General features: G+C 58.1%; 22 protein-coding genes. 13 read left to right on the forward strand and 9 right to left on the reverse strand.

The window, feature by feature from the left end; translation table 11 throughout:
• Positions 1-217 precede the first annotated feature (217 nt).
• Together brnQ and proY are read left to right on the forward strand one after the other, a co-directional pair.
• Positions 218-1,537, forward strand: a complete 1,320-nt coding sequence (brnQ, locus tag ACNY69_RS00520; RefSeq protein WP_418797126.1) for a branched-chain amino acid transporter carrier protein BrnQ — start codon at positions 218-220, stop codon at positions 1,535-1,537.
• A gap of 70 nt (positions 1,538-1,607) precedes the next feature.
• On the forward strand, positions 1,608-2,960 hold the full coding sequence (gene proY, locus ACNY69_RS00525) for a proline-specific permease ProY (protein WP_111140015.1): 1,353 nt from the start codon (positions 1,608-1,610) through the stop codon (positions 2,958-2,960).
• 513 nt (positions 2,961-3,473) lie between these two features.
• On the opposite strand, the gene ACNY69_RS00530 is transcribed toward proY, so the two are convergent.
• The 3 genes from ACNY69_RS00530 to ACNY69_RS00540 all read right to left on the reverse strand — a co-directional run bounded on the left by ACNY69_RS00530 (position 3,474) and on the right by ACNY69_RS00540 (position 6,329).
• Positions 3,474-4,730 (reverse strand): histidine-type phosphatase, encoded by a 1,257-nt coding sequence (locus tag ACNY69_RS00530; protein WP_418797127.1) that lies wholly within the window; start codon positions 4,728-4,730, stop codon positions 3,474-3,476.
• Complete coding sequence (locus ACNY69_RS00535; RefSeq protein ID WP_111140013.1) at positions 4,731-5,543, reverse strand: inositol monophosphatase family protein; 813 nt, start codon at positions 5,541-5,543, stop codon at positions 4,731-4,733.
• 204 nt (positions 5,544-5,747) lie between these two features.
• Entirely contained in the window at positions 5,748-6,329 is a 582-nt protein-coding gene (locus ACNY69_RS00540; protein ID WP_367396130.1) for an ACP phosphodiesterase, read from the reverse strand.
• Between the two features lie 103 nt (positions 6,330-6,432).
• Between ACNY69_RS00540 and queA the strand changes: the two genes are divergently transcribed.
• The 5 genes from queA (at position 6,433) to secF (ending at position 11,914) form a co-directional block, all read left to right on the forward strand.
• Entirely contained in the window at positions 6,433-7,503 is a 1,071-nt protein-coding gene (gene queA / locus ACNY69_RS00545) for a tRNA preQ1(34) S-adenosylmethionine ribosyltransferase-isomerase QueA (RefSeq protein WP_111140011.1), read from the forward strand.
• A gap of 78 nt (positions 7,504-7,581) precedes the next feature.
• Positions 7,582-8,730: a tRNA guanosine(34) transglycosylase Tgt gene (gene tgt / locus ACNY69_RS00550; RefSeq protein WP_111140010.1), complete on the forward strand. Its 1,149-nt coding sequence runs from the start codon at positions 7,582-7,584 to the stop codon at positions 8,728-8,730.
• Positions 8,730-9,062 carry a preprotein translocase subunit YajC gene (gene yajC, locus ACNY69_RS00555; RefSeq protein ID WP_009091760.1) on the forward strand — a complete coding sequence of 111 codons (333 nt, stop codon included), beginning with the start codon at positions 8,730-8,732 and terminating at the stop codon, positions 9,060-9,062. The genes tgt and yajC overlap by 1 nt, the downstream gene beginning before the upstream one ends.
• Positions 9,063-9,087: 25 nt before the next feature.
• A complete protein-coding gene (gene secD, locus ACNY69_RS00560) occupies positions 9,088-10,935 on the forward strand; it encodes a protein translocase subunit SecD (protein WP_111140009.1) in 1,848 nt (615 codons plus the stop codon).
• A 10-nt stretch (positions 10,936-10,945) separates the two neighbouring features.
• Entirely contained in the window at positions 10,946-11,914 is a 969-nt protein-coding gene (secF, locus tag ACNY69_RS00565; protein WP_111140008.1) for a protein translocase subunit SecF, read from the forward strand.
• 61 nt (positions 11,915-11,975) lie between these two features.
• On the opposite strand, the gene ACNY69_RS00570 is transcribed toward secF, so the two are convergent.
• Together ACNY69_RS00570 and lysM are read right to left on the reverse strand one after the other, a co-directional pair.
• Entirely contained in the window at positions 11,976-12,554 is a 579-nt protein-coding gene (locus ACNY69_RS00570) for a SadB/YajI family lipoprotein (protein ID WP_418797130.1), read from the reverse strand.
• A gap of 16 nt (positions 12,555-12,570) precedes the next feature.
• Positions 12,571-13,008 carry a peptidoglycan-binding protein LysM gene (lysM, locus tag ACNY69_RS00575; RefSeq protein ID WP_111140027.1) on the reverse strand — a complete coding sequence of 146 codons (438 nt, stop codon included), beginning with the start codon at positions 13,006-13,008 and terminating at the stop codon, positions 12,571-12,573.
• A 186-nt stretch (positions 13,009-13,194) separates the two neighbouring features.
• Between lysM and nrdR the strand changes: the two genes are divergently transcribed.
• From nrdR to pgpA, 6 genes are all read left to right on the forward strand, one after another.
• Positions 13,195-13,644 (forward strand): transcriptional regulator NrdR, encoded by a 450-nt coding sequence (nrdR, locus tag ACNY69_RS00580; protein ID WP_009091750.1) that lies wholly within the window; start codon positions 13,195-13,197, stop codon positions 13,642-13,644.
• Positions 13,645-13,647: 3 nt separating this feature from the next.
• Entirely contained in the window at positions 13,648-14,748 is a 1,101-nt protein-coding gene (gene ribD, locus ACNY69_RS00585) for a bifunctional diaminohydroxyphosphoribosylaminopyrimidine deaminase/5-amino-6-(5-phosphoribosylamino)uracil reductase RibD (protein WP_418797132.1), read from the forward strand.
• Between the two features lie 90 nt (positions 14,749-14,838).
• Entirely contained in the window at positions 14,839-15,309 is a 471-nt protein-coding gene (ribH, locus tag ACNY69_RS00590) for a 6,7-dimethyl-8-ribityllumazine synthase (protein WP_111140005.1), read from the forward strand.
• A gap of 19 nt (positions 15,310-15,328) precedes the next feature.
• Entirely contained in the window at positions 15,329-15,748 is a 420-nt protein-coding gene (gene nusB, locus ACNY69_RS00595) for a transcription antitermination factor NusB (RefSeq protein ID WP_111140004.1), read from the forward strand.
• Between the two features lie 55 nt (positions 15,749-15,803).
• Positions 15,804-16,781, forward strand: a complete 978-nt coding sequence (thiL, locus tag ACNY69_RS00600) for a thiamine-phosphate kinase (protein ID WP_111140003.1) — start codon at positions 15,804-15,806, stop codon at positions 16,779-16,781.
• The gene (gene pgpA, locus ACNY69_RS00605; RefSeq protein WP_255562716.1) at positions 16,768-17,265 is read left to right on the forward strand and encodes a phosphatidylglycerophosphatase A; all 498 of its coding nucleotides are present in this window, start codon (positions 16,768-16,770) and stop codon (positions 17,263-17,265) included. Before thiL ends, pgpA begins: the two co-directional genes overlap by 14 nt.
• Positions 17,266-17,325: 60 nt before the next feature.
• Here the strand turns inward: pgpA and ACNY69_RS00610 are convergent, their stop codons facing one another.
• From ACNY69_RS00610 to xseB, 4 genes are all read right to left on the reverse strand, one after another.
• The gene (locus ACNY69_RS00610) at positions 17,326-18,300 is read right to left on the reverse strand and encodes an aldo/keto reductase (RefSeq protein ID WP_111140001.1); all 975 of its coding nucleotides are present in this window, start codon (positions 18,298-18,300) and stop codon (positions 17,326-17,328) included.
• Between the two features lie 81 nt (positions 18,301-18,381).
• Positions 18,382-20,247: a 1-deoxy-D-xylulose-5-phosphate synthase gene (gene dxs, locus ACNY69_RS00615; protein ID WP_418797135.1), complete on the reverse strand. Its 1,866-nt coding sequence runs from the start codon at positions 20,245-20,247 to the stop codon at positions 18,382-18,384.
• A 19-nt stretch (positions 20,248-20,266) separates the two neighbouring features.
• Complete coding sequence (ispA, locus tag ACNY69_RS00620; RefSeq protein ID WP_111139999.1) at positions 20,267-21,166, reverse strand: (2E,6E)-farnesyl diphosphate synthase; 900 nt, start codon at positions 21,164-21,166, stop codon at positions 20,267-20,269.
• The gene (xseB, locus tag ACNY69_RS00625; RefSeq protein ID WP_111139998.1) at positions 21,166-21,408 is read right to left on the reverse strand and encodes an exodeoxyribonuclease VII small subunit; all 243 of its coding nucleotides are present in this window, start codon (positions 21,406-21,408) and stop codon (positions 21,166-21,168) included. Before xseB ends, ispA begins: the two co-directional genes overlap by 1 nt.
• Between the last annotated feature and the right edge of the window lie 222 nt (positions 21,409-21,630).

Consider the following 21,630-nt stretch of genomic DNA (forward strand, 5'->3'; position numbering starts at 1 on the left):
GGTTTTCCGATCCCGTATTGCCTTTCACCGCTATAAACGTTTTACTTAGCGCCGTTGTCGATCCACCCCTCTGTAAACAGAATAACAGCAGATTAAACCACCTGCGCGCCAGCCCGAAGCGGACACCGTGCTCTGACAGTGTACGTCGTCGCGGTTCAGACGCAGCGAGGGGGACAACACGAACTCAACTTCCACCGCAACATCAGTGACAGGCCGTATGACACATCGTTTAACTTCGAAGGACATTCTCGCGCTGGGCTTTATGACATTTGCCCTGTTCGTTGGCGCGGGTAACATCATTTTCCCGCCCATGGTTGGTATTCAGTCTGGTGAACACGTCTGGACTGCCGCAATAGGCTTTCTGATCACGGCTGTCGGCCTGCCCGTCATGACCGTGATCGCGCTGGCTCGTGTGGGCGGCGGCGTGGATGCGCTCAGCACCCCGATTGGCAAAGTGGCGGGCATCGTGCTGGCGACCGTCTGCTATCTGGCTGTCGGCCCGCTGTTTGCCACCCCGCGCACCGCAACGGTCTCGTTTGAGATGGGGATCGCCCCGCTGACCGGTGAAGGCTGGCTGCCGCTGTTTATCTACAGCCTGATCTACTTCGTGCTGGTCATTGGCGTGTCGCTCTATCCCGGCAAACTGCTGGATACCGTGGGCCACTTCCTGGCGCCACTGAAAATTATCGCCCTGACCGTGCTCGGCGTGGCTGCGCTGCTCTGGCCGGCAGGCGGAACCATTACGGCGACCGCCGACTATCAGCGTGCGGCCTTCTCCAGCGGTTTCGTTAATGGTTATCTGACCATGGATACCCTGGGCGCCCTGGTCTTCGGCATCGTGATTGTGAACGCGGCCCGCTCCCGTGGCGTGGAAAATGCGGCGCTGCTGACCCGCTATACCGTGCTGGCGGGCCTGATCGCCGGTCTGGGCCTGACGCTGGTCTACCTCTGCCTGTTCAAACTGGGCGCAGGCAGTGGCGCGCTGGTGGATCAAAACGCCAACGGCGCCGCGATCCTGCATGCCTATGTTCAGCACACCTTTGGCGATATGGGCAGCTTCTTCCTGGCCGCGCTGATCTTCGTCGCCTGTATGGTGACCGCCGTGGGCCTGACCTGTGCCTGTGCGGAATTTTTTGCGCAATACCTGCCATTGTCGTATAAAACGCTGGTATTTATTCTGGGTCTGTTCTCAATGGTGGTGTCGAACCTCGGCCTGAGCCACCTGATTCAGATCTCCATCCCGGTACTGACGGCGATCTATCCGCCCTGTATCGTGCTGGTCGTGCTGAGTTTCACCCTGAACTGGTGGAACAAAAGCAGCCGGATTATCGCACCGGCGATGGTGGTCAGCCTGCTGTTTGGCATTGTTGATGCGATTAAAACCACCGGGTTTAAAGATATGCTGCCCGCTTTCAGTCAGCATCTGCCGCTGGCCGACCAGGGTCTCGCCTGGCTGCCGCCGTCGCTGGTGATGCTGCTGATTGCCGCTGTTGTCGACCGGGTGAAGGGTCCTGAACAGGTTGCCGTTCACTCGTAACAGAGAGCGCTGATTCTTCTTTAACCACGGGCTTGCCCGTGGTTTTTTCATTTCACAGGTACAGGTTGTTATGCAAGAAACCAACAAGCTCAAACGCGGACTGAGCACGCGCCATATCCGCTTTATGGCACTGGGATCGGCGATTGGCACCGGGCTGTTTTACGGTTCCGCTGATGCGATAAAAATGGCCGGACCGAGCGTGCTGCTCGCCTATATCATCGGCGGAGCCGTGGCTTACATCATCATGCGCGCACTGGGTGAGATGTCAGTGAACAACCCCCAAGCCAGCTCCTTTTCCCGCTACGCGCAGGACTACCTGGGGCCGATGGCGGGCTACATCACCGGCTGGACATACTGTTTCGAAATCCTGATTGTGGCGATCGCGGATGTCACCGCCTTCGGCATCTATATGGGCGTCTGGTTCCCTGAGGTGCCGCACTGGATTTGGGTGCTGAGCGTGGTGCTGATCATCGGCGCGGTCAACCTGATGAGCGTCAGGGTGTTCGGCGAGGTGGAGTTCTGGTTCTCCTTCTTCAAGGTCGCCACCATTATCGTGATGATTCTGGCCGGTTTTGGCATGATTATCTGGGGGATCGGCAATGGCGGTCAGCCGACCGGCATCCACAATCTTTGGAGTAACGGCGGCTTCTTCGCGCACGGCGTGGTGGGGATGCTGCTGTCGCTGCAGATGGTGATGTTTGCCTATGGCGGCATTGAGATTATCGGCATCACCGCCGGTGAAGCGAAGGATCCGGAGAAGTCCATTCCGCGTGCGATCAACTCCGTACCCTGGCGCATCCTGGTGTTCTACGTCGGCACGCTGTTTGTGATTATGTCGATCTATCCGTGGAATCAGGTTGGCACTGCGGGCAGCCCGTTTGTCCTGACCTTCCAGCATCTGGGGATCGCGGCGGCGGCTTCCATCCTCAACTTCGTGGTGCTGACGGCCTCGCTCTCGGCCATTAACAGCGATGTGTTTGGCGTGGGCCGTATGCTGCACGGTATGGCACAGCAGGGCCATGCGCCGAAGATCTTTATGAAAGTCTCTTCGCGCGGCATTCCGTGGGTGACGGTGGTGGTAATGATGTTCGCCATGCTGATCGCGGTCTACCTTAACTACCTGATGCCGGAGAAAGTGTTCCTGGTGATCGCCTCCCTGGCGACCTTTGCCACGGTGTGGGTCTGGATCATGATTCTGCTGTCGCAGATAGCGTTTCGTCGCAAAATCGGCAAAGAGGCGGCCAGCAAACTGCACTTTGCCCTGCCTGGCGGCAGCTGGACGGCTGGCGCTGGCGTCGCTTTCCTCTGCTTTATTATCGCGCTGATTGGCTACTTCCCCGATACCCGCGTTTCGCTCTATGTCGGTATGGTGTGGATCGTGCTGCTGCTAGCAGGCTACAAACTGGTGCGTAAGCCTCGTTGATCTTCTGTTCTGCTCTCCCGATGCCGGGGGAGCAGATCCGGTTATTTCCCGCTTCTGTTTTATCCTCCGTTATTTGTGTGATCCGCTGCACAGCCTTCCGTTTTTCAACCGCTGCGACATTGCGCAGAAATAGTATGGCGTGGTGTTAAGCAGTTTATTTTTCCGACGACGTGTGGAACGGTTTAATTAATGACCTGATTAGCATCACAGATGCTTAAGCCGGATAGCCGGACAGGCGTCATCGCGCGGCAGGGCGCGGCGGGCGGGAGTTGAACAGCAGGCGTGGGGATGAAGAAAATAAAAAACGGCGAAACCAGTCGCCGAAAGAATCAAAGAATTACAGGAAAAAATAATTATAAAGGGATGATTGACGTAACTATCGTAAAACAAAAAAGAGGGGGCTGATAGCCAGCCAGTTTTAAATAAGAAAAGGTCGGAATGGCGCTAATTAACAGCGGTTAACATTATTCAGGCCGCCGGAAAGCGGCGGTCTGAATTTCATTAGCCACAGACTCAGGGCACTATAACCGAAACCGGCAGCGTAGCGCTGTTATCCAGGTTTTTACGCAGCCGATTCAGTGTGGATTGATAAGGGCAGAGCAGACCCACCTTTGTGACTCTGCAGTCGGGCTGATGCCACTCCTGACGTAACAGCGGATGTTTTTCATCAACCGGCTGCAGCTGGCGTATCCCATCCAGACTCTGTGCCTGAAAATAGAGGCGCAAAAACCGTTCGCCGCTGTGGATGTCGCGCCAGCGCTCCAGCACCAGACTGCTGCCGGGCGGGATGTTGCCGCGTGCATAACCGGGTAGCTGCCAGCTGAAACCCATCAGGGTGCGCACCATCGCAATATTGGTGTCGTGCGCGACCAGAATAAACCAGCGGGCAGGCGAACGCGCATCGTCGATCGTCTCCAGCAGGGCGTTGAGCAGGATTGAGCCGCGCCGCTGAGCCAGGTAGAGAAGATCGTTACTGAGATCGTAGTTGGCGGTCAGCAGGGGCAGCAGCGTGGTGATCTGCGCGGCGGAAGTGATATGTCCCCAGGCGAGCTGATCGAACGGCAGATTTTCGCTGTAACCCAGCCGCAGCGTCTCCACCATGCTCGCCATCGCGCTCAGCCCGTAGACGTAACTGCCGCCGCTGCGGGTCTGCCGGATCGACCAGGGCTGGTCGAAGAAGGTGCAGGCAACGGCGGGCGGACAGACGGCGGCTTTCAGCTGCTGAATCGCCGGTTGCAGCTGCTGTTGCAGCTGCGCCAGATCGCCCGCTTTCTGCTGTTTAGCGGCCAGCTCCTGAGCCGGGTCGCCCCGGACGATCGCCAGTTTTTCGCTCTGAAACAGCGGGTCAGCGTCACCCGCCACGGAATGCACCGGCACGCCGCAGCCGGGAAAGGCCCCGTCAGTCAGCGCCGCGCCGGTGGCGCGGGTGCGCTGCAGCGGGCTGGCGCGCACGTAGACCTGGGTCGCATCAGGGCAGCCAGCCTTCAGCAAACCGAGCTGGCGATAGTGATCGCCCTCCCAGCGCCCTTTATTGACCACCGCGCTGTAGCCATGACCGGTCAGCTCGCCATCGGCCGTGCTCCACTGTGTCCAGGGCTGCTGACTGGCGGCCTCGATCTCTTTACGGTTGCCCGGCGTTGGCGGGCGGACACCATGACGGCTCAGTTCAACCACTTTCTCCAGCTGATACTCCGCGGCCTGTGTCGCCGGGCTTGCCAGCCAGAGAGACGTGAGGATCAGCGCGCAGCGGCACAGGATGGGCAGCCTCATCTATTCATCCAGCGCACTGTTACCGGTCAGCGCTTTGATCTGTGGATAGAGCGTTGCATTAGCCAGCAGCACCGGATTGCCGTTTTTCAGCCCCTCGTTGCGCAGATAATCGTTGGTGACACCGCCCGCTTCGCGCATCAGAACAATGCCCGGCAGACTGTCCCAGGGATGCATATGCGCTTCGTAATAACCAATCAGGCGTCCCGCTGCCGCCCAGGCACTGGTCAGCGCGCCGGAACCAACACGGATAAACATGCCGCCCTGGGCGATCAGCCCGTTAATCAGATGCGAAACGCTTTCGCCCGGCGTCCGGCTGGAGTTGCTGATGCCGAGCAGACCCTCATTAAGCGCTGTTGCGCCATGAGCCTGTATCGGACGTTCATTGAGCCAGGCACCCTGACCGGCGCGGGCGTGAAACAGCTCCTGATGATTAGGATCGCAGATCACGCCGATAACGGGTTCACCCTCACACACCACCGCCAGCGAGACGCACCAGTTTGGCAGTCCGTTGACGAAGCAGGCGGTGCCATCAATCGGATCGACAACCCAGATAAAAGGGGCACCCTGAACCTCGCCGCCGCTCTCCTCACCATAGACGGCATCCTCCGGAAACCGTTCGGCGATTAAGGTCTTGATCAAGGCCTCCACATTGCGATCGGCCTCGCTGACCACGTCCTGCAAATCCCTTTTGTGTTCCACCACCAGTGTCTGACGCTGCTGATACCAGGATAAGGCCCGGCTGGCCGCCGCACGGGCGATGTCGCAGGCGTAACGGTAACGCGCGTCAATTTCAGAATGCGAAGCGGATGACATCTTTTCCTCTTATGCTTTTTTGCCCTATCGAACGGAAGGCGCGCCTGAACAGGCGGTCTGGCTGTGATGTTAACTTAACTACTGTTAAGAAAGGCTTCATTAAGCCGCAGATGGCGTGTAATGGCAAGATGGGGCGAAACCGGGCGACGGTTTTTCAGCGGGCAGGAATGGATTGCCGCCAGCCCGGTAGCAGAGGATCGGGTTTTACAGGGTTCTGTTGGTCGCCAGCGTCATTAAACGCGGATAAAAATCAAAAAACAGCGCTTCCAGCTGATCGTAATGCCGGGTGAAATCGTGGTAAGAGTCGCGCAGCGCCGCCAGGCGGGGACGACGGCTGGCCATACCGTGCAGCACCCGCTCCAGCCGTGCGGGCTGGGCATAGTGTTCAAACCAGTGCTCGCGCCACATTACCGCGTTAAGGTGCTGAAATTCAGGGGGGGTGTCGCGCAGCTGCGGCACGATCTCCTGCTCGGCGGCGGCAGAAAATTGCGCCAGCGTCTGGTCAGGCGTGAACTGCTGCCAGTGGCGGGCCAGAAAATGGTCCCAGATGACATCCAAAGTGATGGGGGCCACGCGATACGTTTCCGCCCGGAAAAGCTGGCGGGCGGTGCGCACCTCTGGCAGCGCATCGGTCATGACGTCGAGACGACGGTGCATGAGAATGCCGTCTGCGACAGGCGAAGACCAGTGCTGGTGCGGATTACCCCGCACAAAATCGGCCATTAAGTTACCGAGCAGGGAGCTGTTGGCCAGCTGAGCCAGATGGAGATGAGCGAGAAAGTTCATGACGCATTATAGGCTGAACTGCCTTTGCGCAGCCAGTTGTTCAGAATTGGTCGATTTTCCGCTAAACTGTGCCGCCTGTTTTTGCCTGAGAAAGAACATTTCAATGCGTGTCGCCGATTTTGCTTTTGAATTGCCCGAATCCCTGATTGCTCACTATCCCCAGGCGCAGCGCAGCGGCTGTCGACTGCTGACGCTTGAGGGTCCCAGCGGTAACCTGTCGCATGGTGTGTTCACCGATGTGCTGGATAAGCTCAATCCAGGCGACCTGCTGGTGTTCAACAATACCCGGGTGATCCCGGCACGCGTCTTTGGCCGTAAAGCCAGCGGCGGCAAAATCGAGATGCTGGTTGAGCGCATGCTGGACGACAAGCGCGTGCTGGCCCATGTGCGCGCCTCGAAAGCGCCAAAGCCGGGTGCTGAGCTGCTGCTGGGCGAGGATGAGAGCGTGAAAGCAACCATGGTGGCACGCCACGATGCGCTGTTTGAGATCGCGTTTGATGACGAGCGCGCCGTGCTCGACATCCTCAACAGCGTCGGCCATATGCCGCTGCCGCCCTATATCGATCGCCCGGATGAAGAAGCTGACCGCGAGCTTTATCAGACCGTCTACAGCGCCCGTCCGGGGGCTGTGGCGGCGCCCACTGCCGGGCTGCACTTTGACGAACCGCTGCTGCAGGCGCTGAAAGAGAAGGGCGTCGAAATGGCCTTTGTGACGCTGCACGTTGGCGCGGGCACCTTCCAGCCGGTGCGCGTCGAGACTATCGAAGAGCATCACATGCATGCCGAATATGCCGAAGTGCCGCAGGACGTGGTTGATGCGGTGCTGGCCTGCAAAGCGCGGGGCAACCGGGTGGTGGCTGTCGGCACCACCTCCGTGCGTTCCCTGGAGAGCGCCGCCAGAGCGAGTCAGGATGCCCTGATCGCGCCGTTCTTCGACGATACCCAGATTTTTATCTATCCGGGCTATGAGTATCAGGTGATCGATGCACTCATCACCAATTTCCACCTGCCCGAATCGACCCTGATTATGCTGGTGTCGGCCTTTGCCGGTTATCAGCACACCATGGCCGCGTACCGCGCAGCCGTGGCTGAGCAGTATCGCTTCTTCAGTTATGGAGACGCGATGTTTATCAGCAAAAATCCGCAGGCGCCGCTGGAAAAAGTGGGCGACTGATTTATTAACCGATGGCCGGACTCGCCCGTTACGCGACGAAGGCTATCTGCATCGGACTGTTTCTCCGATGGAGGCTTTGTGAAATTTGAACTTGATACCACTGACGGGCGCGCGCGCCGTGGCCGTCTGATTTTCGATCGTGGCGTGGTGGAAACCCCGGCGTTTATGCCCGTGGGCACCTACGGCACCGTGAAAGGCATGACGCCGGAAGAGGTGCAGGAGACGGGCGCACAGATCATTCTGGGCAACACCTTCCACCTCTGGCTGCGTCCGGGCCAGGAGATCATGAAACTGCACGGCGACCTGCATGACTTTATGCAGTGGAAAGGGCCGATCCTGACCGATTCCGGCGGTTTCCAGGTCTTCAGCCTGGGCGATATCCGTAAGATCACCGAAGCGGGCGTTCACTTCCGTAACCCGATCAACGGCGATCCGATCTTCCTCGATCCGGAAAAATCGATGGAGATCCAGTATGACCTCGGTTCCGACATCGTGATGATCTTCGACGAATGTACGCCTTATCCGGCGGACTGGGACTACGCCAAACGCTCGATGGAGATGTCGCTGCGCTGGGCGAAACGCAGCCGCGACCGTTTCGACAGCCTGGGCAACAAAAATGCCCTGTTTGGCATTATCCAGGGCTCGGTTTACGAAGATTTACGAGATGTCTCGGTGAAAGGTCTGGTAGAGATTGGCTTTGATGGGTACGCTGTGGGCGGCCTGGCGGTGGGTGAGCCTAAGCAGGACATGCACCGTATTCTTGAGCACGTCTGTCCGCAGCTGCCGCAGGATAAACCGCGTTATCTGATGGGTGTCGGTAAGCCGGAGGATCTGGTTGAAGGCGTCCGTCGCGGTGTCGATATGTTTGACTGCGTGATGCCCACCCGCAATGCCCGAAACGGCCATCTGTTTGTGACGGAAGGCGTGGTGAAAATCCGCAACGCCCGCTACAAAGATGACACTGCGCCGCTGGATGCCGAGTGTGATTGTTACACCTGTCGCAATTACAGTCGTGCCTACTTGTATCATCTCGACCGTTGTAACGAAATACTGGGCGCGCGCCTGAATACTATCCACAATTTGCGCTACTACCAGCGTCTGATGGCAGGTTTACGCCAGGCCATTGAAGAGGGTAAATTAGAGCGCTTTGTAACTGAGTTTTACCAACGGACGGGCAAAGAAGTTCCGCCATTAACGTCTGACAATTCATCAATGAGGGAAATTTAATGAGCTTATTCATTTCTGACGCCGTGGCCGCAGCAGGCGCACCGTCTCAGGGAAGTCCGTATTCTCTGGTGATCATGCTGGTGGTATTTGGTCTGATTTTCTATTTCATGATCCTGCGTCCACAGCAGAAACGTGCGAAAGAGCACAAGAAGCTGATGGACTCTATTTCCAAGGGTGATGAAGTGCTGACCAGCGGTGGCCTGGTAGGTCGCGTAACAAAAGTCTCTGACACGGGCTACGTAGCGATTGCGCTGAATGACACCAACGAAGTAGTCATTAAACGTGATTTCGTCGCCGCCGTGCTGCCTAAAGGCACTATCAAGGCGCTGTAATTCTTTCTTCCCTAAGGGAACTGCCGTGTTAAATCGTTATCCTTTGTGGAAGTACGTGATGCTGGTCGTCGTGATTCTCGTCGGCCTGCTCTATGCGCTTCCCAACCTGTATGGTGAGGATCCGGCCGTTCAAATCACTGGTGCGCGCGGAAGCGCCGCCAGTGAGCAGACGTTGGATCAAATTCAGTCCGCATTAAAACAAGATAATATCCAGAGCAAATCCGTTGCGCTGGAAAACGGGGCGATCACCGCACGCTTCGCCAATACGGATGTGCAGTTGCGCGCCCGTGAAGCGATCATGAAAGCGCTGGGTGAAAACTACGTTGTCGCGCTGAACCTCGCACCCGCGACGCCGCGCTGGCTGACTCTGCTGTCAGCAGAACCGATGAAACTCGGTCTCGATCTGCGGGGCGGTGTGCACTTCCTGATGGAAGTGGACATGGATACGGCGCTCAGTAAGCTGCAGGAGCAGAATGCTGACACGCTGCGTAGCGACCTGCGCGCCAAAAACATCCCTTACACCAACGTCAATAAAATCGCGAACTACGGCGTGGAAATTCGTTTCCGTGACGCTGCCAGCCGCGATGCGGCGATCGCCTGGCTGAGCTCACGTCACCAGGATCTGGTGATCAACAGCAGCGGCAGCGATGCCCTGCGTGCCACCATGAGCGATGCCCGCCTGAGCGAAGCGCGTGAATATGCGGTTCAGCAGAACATTACCATTCTGCGTAACCGTGTGAACCAGCTGGGTGTGGCGGAACCGCTGGTGCAGCGTCAGGGCTCTGACCGCATCGTCGTTGAGCTGCCGGGGATTCAGGATACGGCGCGCGCCAAAGAGATTCTGGGCGCAACCGCAACGCTGGAATTCCGTCTGGTTAACACCAGCGTGGATCCGGGTGCGGCGGCCAGTGGCCGTGTACCGGGTGACTCGGAAGTGAAGCAGATGCGTGATGGTCAGCCGGTCGTGCTCTACAAGCGGGTGATCCTGACCGGTGATCACATCACCGATTCAACCTCCAGCATGGATGAGTACAACCAGCCACAGGTGAACATCTCACTGGATGGCGCGGGCGGTAACATCATGTCGAACTTCACCAAGGACAACATCGGCAAGCCGATGGCGACCCTGTTTGTGGAGTATAAAGACAGCGGTAAAAAAGATGCCAACGGCCGTTCCGTGCTGGTGAAACAGGAGGAGGTGATTAACGTCGCTAATATCCAGTCTCGCCTGGGTAACAGCTTCCGCATCACCGGTATCAGCAATCCGAACGAAGCACGCCAGCTCTCGCTGCTGCTGCGCGCCGGTGCGCTGATTGCGCCTATCCAGATTGTGGAAGAGCGCACTATCGGACCGACCATGGGTCAGCAGAACATTACCCAGGGTCTGGAAGCCTGCCTGTGGGGTCTGCTCGCATCGATCCTGTTTATGGTGGTGTTCTATAAGAAGTTTGGTCTGATTGCGACCAGCGCACTGCTGGTCAACCTGGTGCTGATTGTCGGCATTATGTCTCTGCTGCCAGGCGCGACCCTGACCATGCCAGGTATTGCCGGTATCGTGTTAACGCTGGCGGTAGCGGTGGATGCTAACGTACTGATTAACGAACGTATTAAAGAAGAGCTGCGTAACGGGCGCTCGGTTCAGCAGGCAATTCATGAGGGCTACAAAGGCGCTTTCTCCAGTATTGTCGATGCGAACGTCACAACCCTGATCAAAGTTATCATTCTTTACGCGGTCGGCACCGGTTCGATCAAAGGTTTTGCGATTACCACCGCAATTGGTATCGCGACCTCAATGTTCACCGCGATTATCGGTACCCGTGCCATTGTTAACCTGGTTTACGGTGGCAAACGCATCAACAAGCTGTCTATCTGAGGAGTGCGTTGTGGCACAGGAATATAACATTGAGCAGTTAAATCACGGGCGTAAAGTCGTCGACTTTATGCGCTGGGATAAGCTGGCCTTCATCATTTCGGGACTGCTGATCCTCGCGGCGATTGCGATCGTAAGCGTGCGTGGCTTCAACTGGGGTCTCGATTTCACCGGCGGTACGGTGATTGAGATCGCGCTGGAGAAACCCGCCGACCTCGACACGCTGCGCAGTGAGCTGGTGAAGGCGGGCTTTGACGAGCCGCTGGTGCAGAACTTTGGCAGCAGCCGCGATGTGATGGTGCGTATGGCGCCGGTGACCGGTGGAGCCGGTACCGAGTTAGGCAATAAAGTGGTGTCGGTGATCAACCAGACCACCCAGCAGAACGCGACCGTGAAGCGCATTGAGTTCGTTGGCCCGAGCGTGGGCAGCGACCTGGCGCAGGCGGGGGCGATGGCGCTGCTGTCTGCACTGATTGCGATTCTGATCTATATCGGTTTTCGCTTTGAGTGGCGTCTGGCGCTGGGTACGGTACTGGCGCTGGCGCATGACGTGATCATCACCTGCGGCCTGCTGGCGCTGTTCCGCATTGAAATCGACCTGACTATCGTTGCCTCGCTGATGTCAGTGATCGGCTACTCGCTTAACGATAAAATCGTGGTGTCAGACCGTATTCGTGAAAACTTCCGCAGGATCCGTCGCGGCAGCTCTTACGACATTACGAACGTGTCGCTGACCCAGACCTTAAGCCGTACGCTGATCACCTCGCTGACGACGCTGGCGATGATCCTCATCCTCTTCATCTTTGGCGGTGCGTTGCTGAAAGGCTTCTCGCTGACCATGCTGATTGGTGTGGCGATTGGTACGATTTCATCCATTTATGTCTCTTCGGCGCTGGCGCTGAAGCTGGGCATGAAGCGTGAACATATGCTGGTTCAGAAGGTGGAGAAAGAGGGCGCCGATCAGCCTTCAATCCTGCCGTAAAGACCGTCGCGCAATGAAAACGGGCAGCCCTGTGGCTGCCCGTTTTCATTGCATCGCGCCCCTAAGGGGTAGCGGATGCCGCAGGACGGGTCGGGGCGGGGGCATCACCGGTCACGTTGTGCACCCGGACATAACCTAACTGTTCGGGTGTCAGACCGCTGAGCCGCAACGGAATGGACGCCGTATGCTGTGGCAGCAGCGAGGCTGGCAGCGCAACGGTCTGGCTCAGGCTGTCCCTGTTCAGCGGTTTACCGGTTGCCGGGTCGAGTTCACCCCAGATGACGGTTGCATGCAGGGCGGGCAGAGGCCTATCGTCCATTGAGCGAACGGTCAGAGTCGCCCGCGAGCCGCTGGCTTCGGCGGTGACCGGCGACAGCGTCAGCCGCAGCGTGCCGAGCCGGGTCTTCAACGCCACCGGCGTGTTCGCCTGCGGCACCAGCCACGCACCCTGTTCAGAGTGGGCGTTAAGCTGCCCCTGGATCTCCAGCGCACTGGCCTGCGTAGTCAGATGCTGCATCTGCTGATTCAGCTGAGTGACTTCCTGATGCAGCTCTCTGACCTGCGGATTACCGGCCGTTGTGCTACAGCCGCTCAGCGTAATCAGCGAAAGTGCCACCGGCGCCCAAACCAACCTGTTCATAAGTTATCCTTGTCCGTTATTTGGGAATACGTAAAACCTGACCAGGATAGATTTTATCAGGATGAGAGAGCATCGGCTTATTCGCCTCAAAAATCCTGTTGTATTCATTGGCGTTGCCATAAACCTCTTTAGAGATTGCGCTCAGCGTATCGCCTTTTTTCACGGTGTAGAGCGCTGACTCGGCCGCGCTGTCGGTAACGGTGACCTTGTCTTCCACTTTGGTAATGCCTGCGACGTTGCCCGCTGCGATCAGGATCTTCTCTTTCAGCTCCTGCGAAAGGCCATCGCCGGTGACGGTAACGGTATCGCCGTTGACCTTCACATCCACTTTGTCGCTGTCGGGTAAGCCCAGCTTGTTGATGTGATCCTGCAGCTTTTTATTCTGGTCATCGCCGCCATGCACCGCATCCCATAATTTTTCGCCAGCTTCTTTCACAAAGTTAAACAGCCCCATATTACCTCCGGTGTGTGAGTGGAAAATTTTTACTGTCGTCTGTAAAGCGTAGTCCGTTTTGCGGCAGACGAAATTCAGCGTCATTTATCCTGCGATGAGAATCCCAGGAAAGGCACGGAAGAGATTTTGTTGATCCGCAGTTCGCGTTACACTGTCTGGCCTATCACTCTCGCGTCAGGAAACGTCATGCATTGCCCATTCTGCTCCGCTGTGGACACCAAAGTGATTGATTCTCGTCTGGTTAGTGAAGGATCGTCGGTGCGACGCCGTCGCCAGTGTCTGATGTGTCATGAACGCTTCACGACCTTTGAAGTGGCGGAACTGGTGATGCCCCGCGTGGTGAAAAGCAATGACGTGCGCGAACCCTTCAATGAAGACAAAATGGCCAGCGGGATGATGAAGGCGCTGGAGAAGCGTCCGGTCAGCGCCGACGCGGTCGAGAGCGCCGTGAACCATATTAAAACCCAGCTGCGCGCCACCGGCGAACGTGAGATCCCGAGCAAACTGATTGGCAATCTGGTGATGGATGAGCTGAAAAAGCTCGATAAAGTCGCCTATATTCGCTTCGCTTCGGTTTACCGCAGCTTTGAAGACATTCGTGATTTTGGCGAAGAGATCGCCCGGCTACAGGATTAAACCATGGACGAACGCTACATGGCGCGCGCGCTGGAACTGGCGCGACGCGGCCGCTTTACCACCATGCCGAACCCCAACGTCGGCTGCGTTATCGTGCGCGATGGCGAAGTAGTGGGAGAGGGCTGGCATCAGCGTGCGGGTGAACCCCATGCGGAAGTCCATGCGCTGCGTATGGCTGGCGAAAAAGCGCGGGGCGCAACCGCCTATGTCACGCTCGAACCCTGCAGTCATCATGGCCGCACGCCGCCCTGCTGTGACGCACTGATCGCCGCCGGTGTGCAGCGTGTTGTGGCCGCGATGCAGGATCCCAATCCCCAGGTTGCCGGCCGTGGACTCCACCGCCTGCATCAGGCGGGCATCGACGTCAGCTACGGGCTGATGATGGCCGAAGCAGAGGCACTGAATCGCGGCTTCCTCAAGCGGATGCGCACCGGCTTTCCGTGGGTGCAGCTCAAGCTGGGCGCGTCACTGGATGGCCGGACGGCGATGGCCAGCGGCGAAAGCCAGTGGATAACCTCGGCGGCGGCCCGTCGCGATGTGCAGCAGCTGCGCGCGCAGAGCGCCGCGATCCTCAGCAGCAGCGCCACGGTACTGGCAGACGATCCTGCCCTGACGGTGCGCTGGTCTGAACTCAATGAGGAGAGCCAGGCCCTGCTGGATGAACAGGCAGTGCGCCAGCCGGTGCGGGTCATCATCGACAGCCAGAATCGCGTGACGCCGCAGCATCGGATTATTTCGCAGCCGGGTGAAACCTGGCTGATGCGCCATCAGCCGGATCAGCAGCACTGGCCGGACGGGGTGACGCAAATCGCGGTGCCGCTGCGCGAGCAGCAGCTGGACATGGTGGCGACGATGATGCTGCTGGGACAGCGTCAGATTAACAGCGTCTGGGTTGAAGCTGGCGCCGCGCTGGCCGGTGCCCTGTTGCAGGCGGGCGTTGTCGATGAGCTGATCCTCTATGTCGCGCCTAAACTGTTAGGTCACGAAGGGCGCGGCCTGTGCCAGCTGCCAGGGCTCAGCCAGCTGGCTGACGCCCCGGCGTTCCGTTTCAGCGATGTCCGCCAGGTTGGTGACGATTTACGCCTGACGCTGACACCGCAATAGCATGGTCGGAAAAGCGAGAGCACGCCGCCCAAGAGTATGATAGAATCCGCCCCCCTGCGCGGGGCTAACCAAACCCCTTAAAGGATAAGTATGAAAGTTATCGAAGCTGCTGTTGCAACGCCTGAGGCCCGTGTTGCCATCGTTATTGCGCGTTTTAACAACTTCATTAATGACAGCCTGCTGGATGGCGCAGTTGATGCCCTGAAACGCATTGGCCAGGTCAAAGATGACAATATTACCGTCGTCTGGGTGCCAGGTGCCTATGAACTGCCTCTGGCCGCCCGCACGCTGGCTAACGCTGGCAAACACGATGCGATTATCGCACTCGGTACCGTGATTCGTGGCGGCACCGCTCACTTCGAATATGTGGCGGGTGAAGCCAGCTCCGGTATCGCCAGCGTCGCCATGAACAGCGATATTCCTGTCGCGTTTGGCGTGCTGACCACTGAAAGCATCGAGCAGGCCATCGAACGTGCCGGTACCAAAGCGGGTAACAAAGGTGCCGAAGCGGCGCTGACCGCGCTCGAAATGATCAACGTATTGAAAGCCATTAAAGCCTGATTTTTGTAAGGGGAATTTTGTGAAACCTGCTGCTCGTCGTCGCGCCCGTGAGTGCGCTGTTCAGGCGCTTTACTCCTGGCAGTTGTCGAACAACGACATTGCCGATGTGGAATACCAGTTTCTGGCGGAACAGGACGTCAAAGATGTCGACATTACCTACTTCCGCGAACTGCTGTCCGGTGTGGCGACCAACAGTGCGTATCTGGATGGACTGATGAAGCCCTGGCTGTCGCGTCAGCTCGAAGAGCTGGGTCAGGTAGAGAAAGCGATTCTGCGCATCTCGCTCTATGAGCTCAGCAAACGTGATGATGTGCCCTATAAAGTGGCCATCAACGAAGGCATTGAGCTGGCGAAAGTCTTCGGTGCCGAAGACAGTCATAAATTTGTCAACGGCGTGCTGGATAAAGCCGGTCCACAAATTCGACCCCATCGCAAATAATCAAAAAGGCCGGCTTGCCGGCCTTTTTTCATGAAGGGTTAAGCGGAACGTAATTATGTCTTGTGGTGAATTTGAACTCATCGCACGCTACTTCAACCGCAGAACGCGCAGCCGCCGTGATGTCGAGCTCGGCATCGGTGACGATTGTGCGTTACTTAGCGTGCCGGAAAAACAGACGCTGGCGATCAGCACGGATACGCTGGTCGCGGGTGTCCACTTCTTACGGGATATCCATCCTGCCGATCTCGGTTACAAAGCCCTGGCGGTCAACCTCAGCGATCTCGCGGCGATGGGTGCCGATCCCGCGTGGCTGACGCTGGCCCTGACGCTGCCGCAGGTCGATGAGAGCTGGCTGTCCGCCTTCAGCGAAAGCCTGTTCGAACTGCTGGAATATTACGATATGCAGCTGGTCGGCGGCGACACCACGCGCGGGCCGCTGAGTCTGACGCTGGCGATCCACGGCATGGTGCCGCAGGGTCGTGCCCTGAAGCGTTCCGGTGCAAAACCCGGCGACTGGATCTATGTGACCGGCACGCTGGGCGACAGTGCGGCCGGGCTGGCGCTGCTGCAGCACCACTGTCGCATCAGCGATCCGGTAGTGCATGAAGCGCTGATTAAACGGCATCTGCGCCCGATGCCACGCATTCTGCAGGGACAGGCTCTGCGTTCACTCGCCTCTTCAGCGGTGGATATCTCCGACGGTCTGATCTCCGATCTCGGCCATGTGCTGAAAGCCAGCGGCTGTGGCGCCCGCCTGAATCTGGAGGCGCTGCCGCTCTCGGCGGCGCTGCGCGATCACTTCGAGCCGGAGCAGGTGCTGCGCTGGGCGCTGAGTGGCGGCGAAGATTACGAACTCTGCTTCACCGTGCCGGAAGTCAATCATGGCGCGCTCGATGTGGCGCTGGGTCACCTGGGCGTGCCTTACACCTGTATCGGGCAGATAGCGCCGGAGTCGGATGGCCTGACGCTGCTGGACAACGGCAAGCCCGCGACATTCCGCCATAAAGGGTTCGATCACTTTGAGACTAAATAACGACGTGGCGAAAAGCCGCCTGCGGATGCGTAATCCCTGGCATCTGCTGGCAACCGGTTTTGGCAGCGGGTTAAGCCCGGTGGTGCCCGGTACCATGGGGTCGCTGGCGGCGATTCCCTTCTGGTGGCTGATGACGTTTCTGCCGCAGGATCTCTATTCGCTGGTGGTGCTGGTGGGCATCTGCGTTGGTGTCTATCTGTGCCATCGCACTGCTAAAGACATGGGCGTACACGATCACGGCAGTATTGTCTGGGATGAGTTTATCGGCATGTGGATTACCCTGATGGCGATTCCGGTCAACAGCTGGCAGTGGGTGGCGGGGGGCTTTGTGCTGTTCCGTATTCTTGATATGTGGAAGCCGTGGCCGATTCGCTGGTTTGACCGCAACGTTCACGGTGGCATGGGCATCATGGTGGATGACATCATTGCCGGCGTGATCGCGGCGGTGATGCTCTACGGCTTTGGGGTCTGGCTGGCGGGCTGACCGCTAAGCCGAATCGCTTCCCAAAGGGTGTGACGCCCGGCCAGGGCGTCACGTCTGGCACTACTCGAACCCCACCGCCTGATGCGGCTGGTAAACCTCTTCCAGCAGGGTAATCTCCTCGTCACTCAGCGTGACATCGACCGCCTTCACCAGATCCGCAAACTGCTCCGCACGCGACGCGCCGATAATCGGTGCCGTGACGGCAGGCTTGCTCAGCAGCCAGGCGAGCGCCACCTGCGCACGGGTGACGCCTTTACTCTCCGCCACCTGTGCCAGTCGCCCGGCGATCGCGGCATCGTTCTCTTCAGTGCTCTCATAGAGCTTCGCCATTACCTGATCGGAGACGGAACGTGCGGTGTTTTCACCCCACGGGCGGGTCAGCTTACCGCGTGCCAGCGGGCTCCACGGCAGCACGGCAACCTGCTCTTTCAGGCAGAGCGGATGCATTTCGCGCTCCTCTTCACGCTGAATCAGGTTGTACTGATCCTGCATGGTGACAAAGCGGTGCCAGCCCTGTTCCGACTGCATCTGCAGGGCGCGGGCAAACTGGCTGGCGTGCATTGACGACGCGCCGATATAGCGGGCTTTGCCCGACTGTACAACGTCATGCAGGGCTTCCAGCGTCTCCTCCAGCGGCGTGTCGTAATCCCAGCGGTGGATCTGCAGCAGGTCAACATGCTCCATGCCGAGGCGCTGCAGGCTGTCATCGATGGATTGCAGGATATTTTTGCGTGACAGACCCTGAGAGAGATTGCTCAGCGGAAAATAGACTTTTGTGGCAACCACGATCTCTTCACGGCGGGCAAAATCCCTGAGCGCGCGGCCCAGAATCTCTTCGCTGCTGCCATCAGAGTAGCTGTTGGCGGTGTCGAAGAAGTTGATGCCCGCGTCCAGCGCCTGCTGGATCAGCGGACGGCTGCCTGACTCCGGCAGCGTCCAGGCGTGATTGCCGCGCGTGGGCTCACCGTAGGTCATACAGCCCAGGCAGAGGCGCGAAACCTGGAGATCGGTGGTACCCAGTTGAATCATTTTCATGGTGGAGGCTCCTGCGAAAGTGCAAAGGTTTTAGCATAGCAGGATGTTGCGCTCCCCGAGGGGGAGCGCAGAGAGGAGTGACTACTGCGCCAGCCAGCGGGCGATCTGCTGCTGAATGCCCTCCGCGTCCAGCTGATAGTCGTGGCGTATTTCATCCTGCGTCCCCTGCGGGATGAACTCATCAGGCAGACCGATGTTGAGCACCGGTACAGCCAGGCGTTTCGCCATGATAAATTCATTGACGCCACTGCCGGCGCCGCCTTTGATGGCGCCTTCTTCCAGCGTGATCAGCGAGTCGTGCGTAGCGGCCAGCCCGGCGATCAATGCTTCATCCAGCGGCTTCACAAAGCGCATATCGACCAGGGTCGCGTTCAGCGCCTCTGCAGTGGCAGCGGCTTCCGGCAGCAGCGTGCCGAAGTTCAGGATCGCCAGCTTTTCACCCTGACGCTTCGCCACGGCTTTGCCCAGCGGCAGGCTCTGCAGCGGCGCCAGTGGCGTGCCGACACCGGTGCCACGCGGATAGCGCACGGCGCTGGGGCCATCCTGATAGTGATAGCCGGTGTAGAGCATCTGACGGCATTCGTTTTCGTCGCTCGGGGTCATGATCACCATATCCGGCACGCAGCGCAGATAGGCGAGATCAAAGGCGCCCTGGTGGGTCTGGCCATCCGCGCCAACAATACCACCACGATCGATAGCAAACAGGACCGGCAGTTTCTGAATAGCGACGTCATGGATCAGCTGATCGTAGGCGCGCTGCAGGAAGGTGGAGTAGATGGCCACGATCGGCTTATAGCCGCCAATCGCCATACCGGCCGCGAAGGTGACCGCATGCTGTTCGGCAATCGCCACATCAAAATACTGGTTCGGGAATTCGCGCGAGAAGGCCACCATGCCGGAGCCTTCGCGCATCGCCGGGGTGATCGCCATCAGCTTCGGATCGTCTGCGGCCATCTCGCACAGCCAGTTACCGAAGATTTTCGAGTAGCTCGGCAAACCCTCTGCGCTTTTCGGCAGTTCACCAATCGCCGGGTCAAATTTAGGCACCGCGTGCCAGGCAATCGGATCTTCCTCGGCTGGCGCGTAGCCTTTGCCTTTTTTGGTCATGATATGCAGGAACTGCGGCCCTTTCAGGTTGCGCATGTTGCTCAGCGTATTGACCAGCGTCAGAACATCGTGACCGTCAACCGGGCCGATGTAGTTGAAGCCCAGCTCTTCAAACAGCGTCCCCGGCACGACCATGCCCTTGAGATGCTCTTCGGTGCGTCTGACCAGCTCTTTGATCGGGGGCAGGCTGGTCAGCACCCGCTTGCTGCCTTCGCGCAGGCGGGAATAGGTTTTGCCGGACAGAATCTGCGCCAGGCGGTTGTTCAGCGCGCCGACGTTCTCGGAGATCGACATTTCGTTGTCGTTGAGGATCACCAGCATATCCGGCTTGATATCACCGGCGTGGTTCATCGCCTCAAACGCCATACCGGCGGTGATGGCGCCATCGCCAATGATGCAGGCGGTGCGGCGGCCCTGACCTTCACGTTCGGCCGCAGCCGCCATGCCCAGACCGGCACTGATAGAGGTGGAGGAGTGACCGACGCTCAGCACGTCATATTCACTTTCGCCGCGCCACGGAAACGGGTGTACGCCATTTTTCTGACGGATGGTGCCGATGCGATCGCGGCGACCCGTCAGGATTTTATGGGGATAAGCCTGATGACCCACATCCCAGACCAGATGGTCAAAGGGGGTGTTGTAGACATAATGCAGCGCGACCGTCAGTTCGACTACGCCCAGACCCGACGCAAAATGGCCGCTGGAGCGGCTCACACTGTCTAACAGATACTGACGCAGTTCATCACACAGCGCAGGCAACTTCTCTTTGGGCAGGGCGCGCAGCTCCTGAACCGTGTTTGCCAGCGCCAGTGTCGGGTATTTAGCAATATCAAAACTCATCAGAGACTCATTATGGAAGTTATTTGTCGCGTTCAATTATGAAGCTCGCCAGCGCCTGCAGTGCTGTAGTGTTATAAGAGTGCGCAGCGAGCATTTCTAAAGCATCAAGAGCTTCCTGATACAAATCCCGCGCTTTGGCACGGGCATTTTCAAGACCTAACAATGAAGGATAGGTGCTTTTTCCCAGATGCTCATCGGCACCCTGGCGTTTTCCGATGATCGCTGTGTCACCCACCACATCCAGAATATCGTCCTGCACCTGAAAAGCGAGACCGATCGCCGCGGCATAGCGGTCCAGCAGCGGCAGCGCATCACGGCCCGCGTCACCTGCCGCCAGCGCACCCAGACGCACGGCGGAACGGATCAGGGCACCGGTTTTGTGGCGATGAATCTGTTCAAGCTGGTCGAGACCGACCTGTTTGCCTTCTGCGGCTAAATCCAGTGCCTGGCCGCCACACATCCCGGCAACGCCGCTGGCTTGCGCCAGTTCGGAGAGCATCTTAAGACGATATTCCGCGCTGACACCGGGCATCGCTGCATCGGCCAGAATAGAAAAGGCCAGCGTCTGCAGGGCGTCGCCCGCCAGAATCGCGGTGTCTTCGCCATATTTAATGTGACAGGTTGGCTGCCCGCGACGCAGTGCATCATCATCCATCGCAGGGAGATCGTCATGAATCAGGGAGTACGCATGAATGCATTCAACCGCGGCGGCGGGCGCATCCAGACTCGCCGGGTCGGCGTGGAGCATTTCGCCGGTAGCGTAGACCAGAAAAGGACGCAGGCGTTTACCGCCTAATAATGCCCCATAATGCATGGCATTCACCAGAGGAGAACTCTGAAAAGGAAGTGGCTCTATAAAACGCGTCAGCGCGGCGTTGATCTGCTGCTGACGATCGTCGAGTAAGCGGGCAAAATCCATTAGTTGTTTTCCGGCGTGAAAGCAGTGAGATCGGCGTCTTTGTCGTCGTTCAGCAGAATACGGACGCGCTGTTCAGCCTGCTGCAGCGTCTGCTGGCCGGTGCGCGCCAGCTGAACGCCGCGCTCAAACTCATTCAGGGCTTCTTCCAGCGGCAGTTCACCACTTTCCAGACGGCTGACAATCTGCTCCAGCTGCTGCAATGACGTTTCAAAGCTGGCTGGCTGTTCGGCTTTTTTCGGCATATTTCGTGTCGACTCACGGTTGGGACATTATCTCGCAATCGGTCATGGTAGCTGAGACCCTATGATTAGCAAAATAATCAATGCGGCGGCTGATGAAGAAGCAGTCACCTGACAAAGGTGATATACTCCCGCGCCTCGGATGCGGTTGCGCCTTGCAGCCCGCAATTTTGTGATTTTACCAGCTAAGTGCTGCCTGTTTTAGCACTTATTTGCCCAACGAAG

Origin of the sequence: Pantoea graminicola, assembly GCF_048452665.1 — a bacterium.
Taxonomy (GTDB): Bacteria; Pseudomonadota; Gammaproteobacteria; order Enterobacterales; family Enterobacteriaceae; genus Pantoea.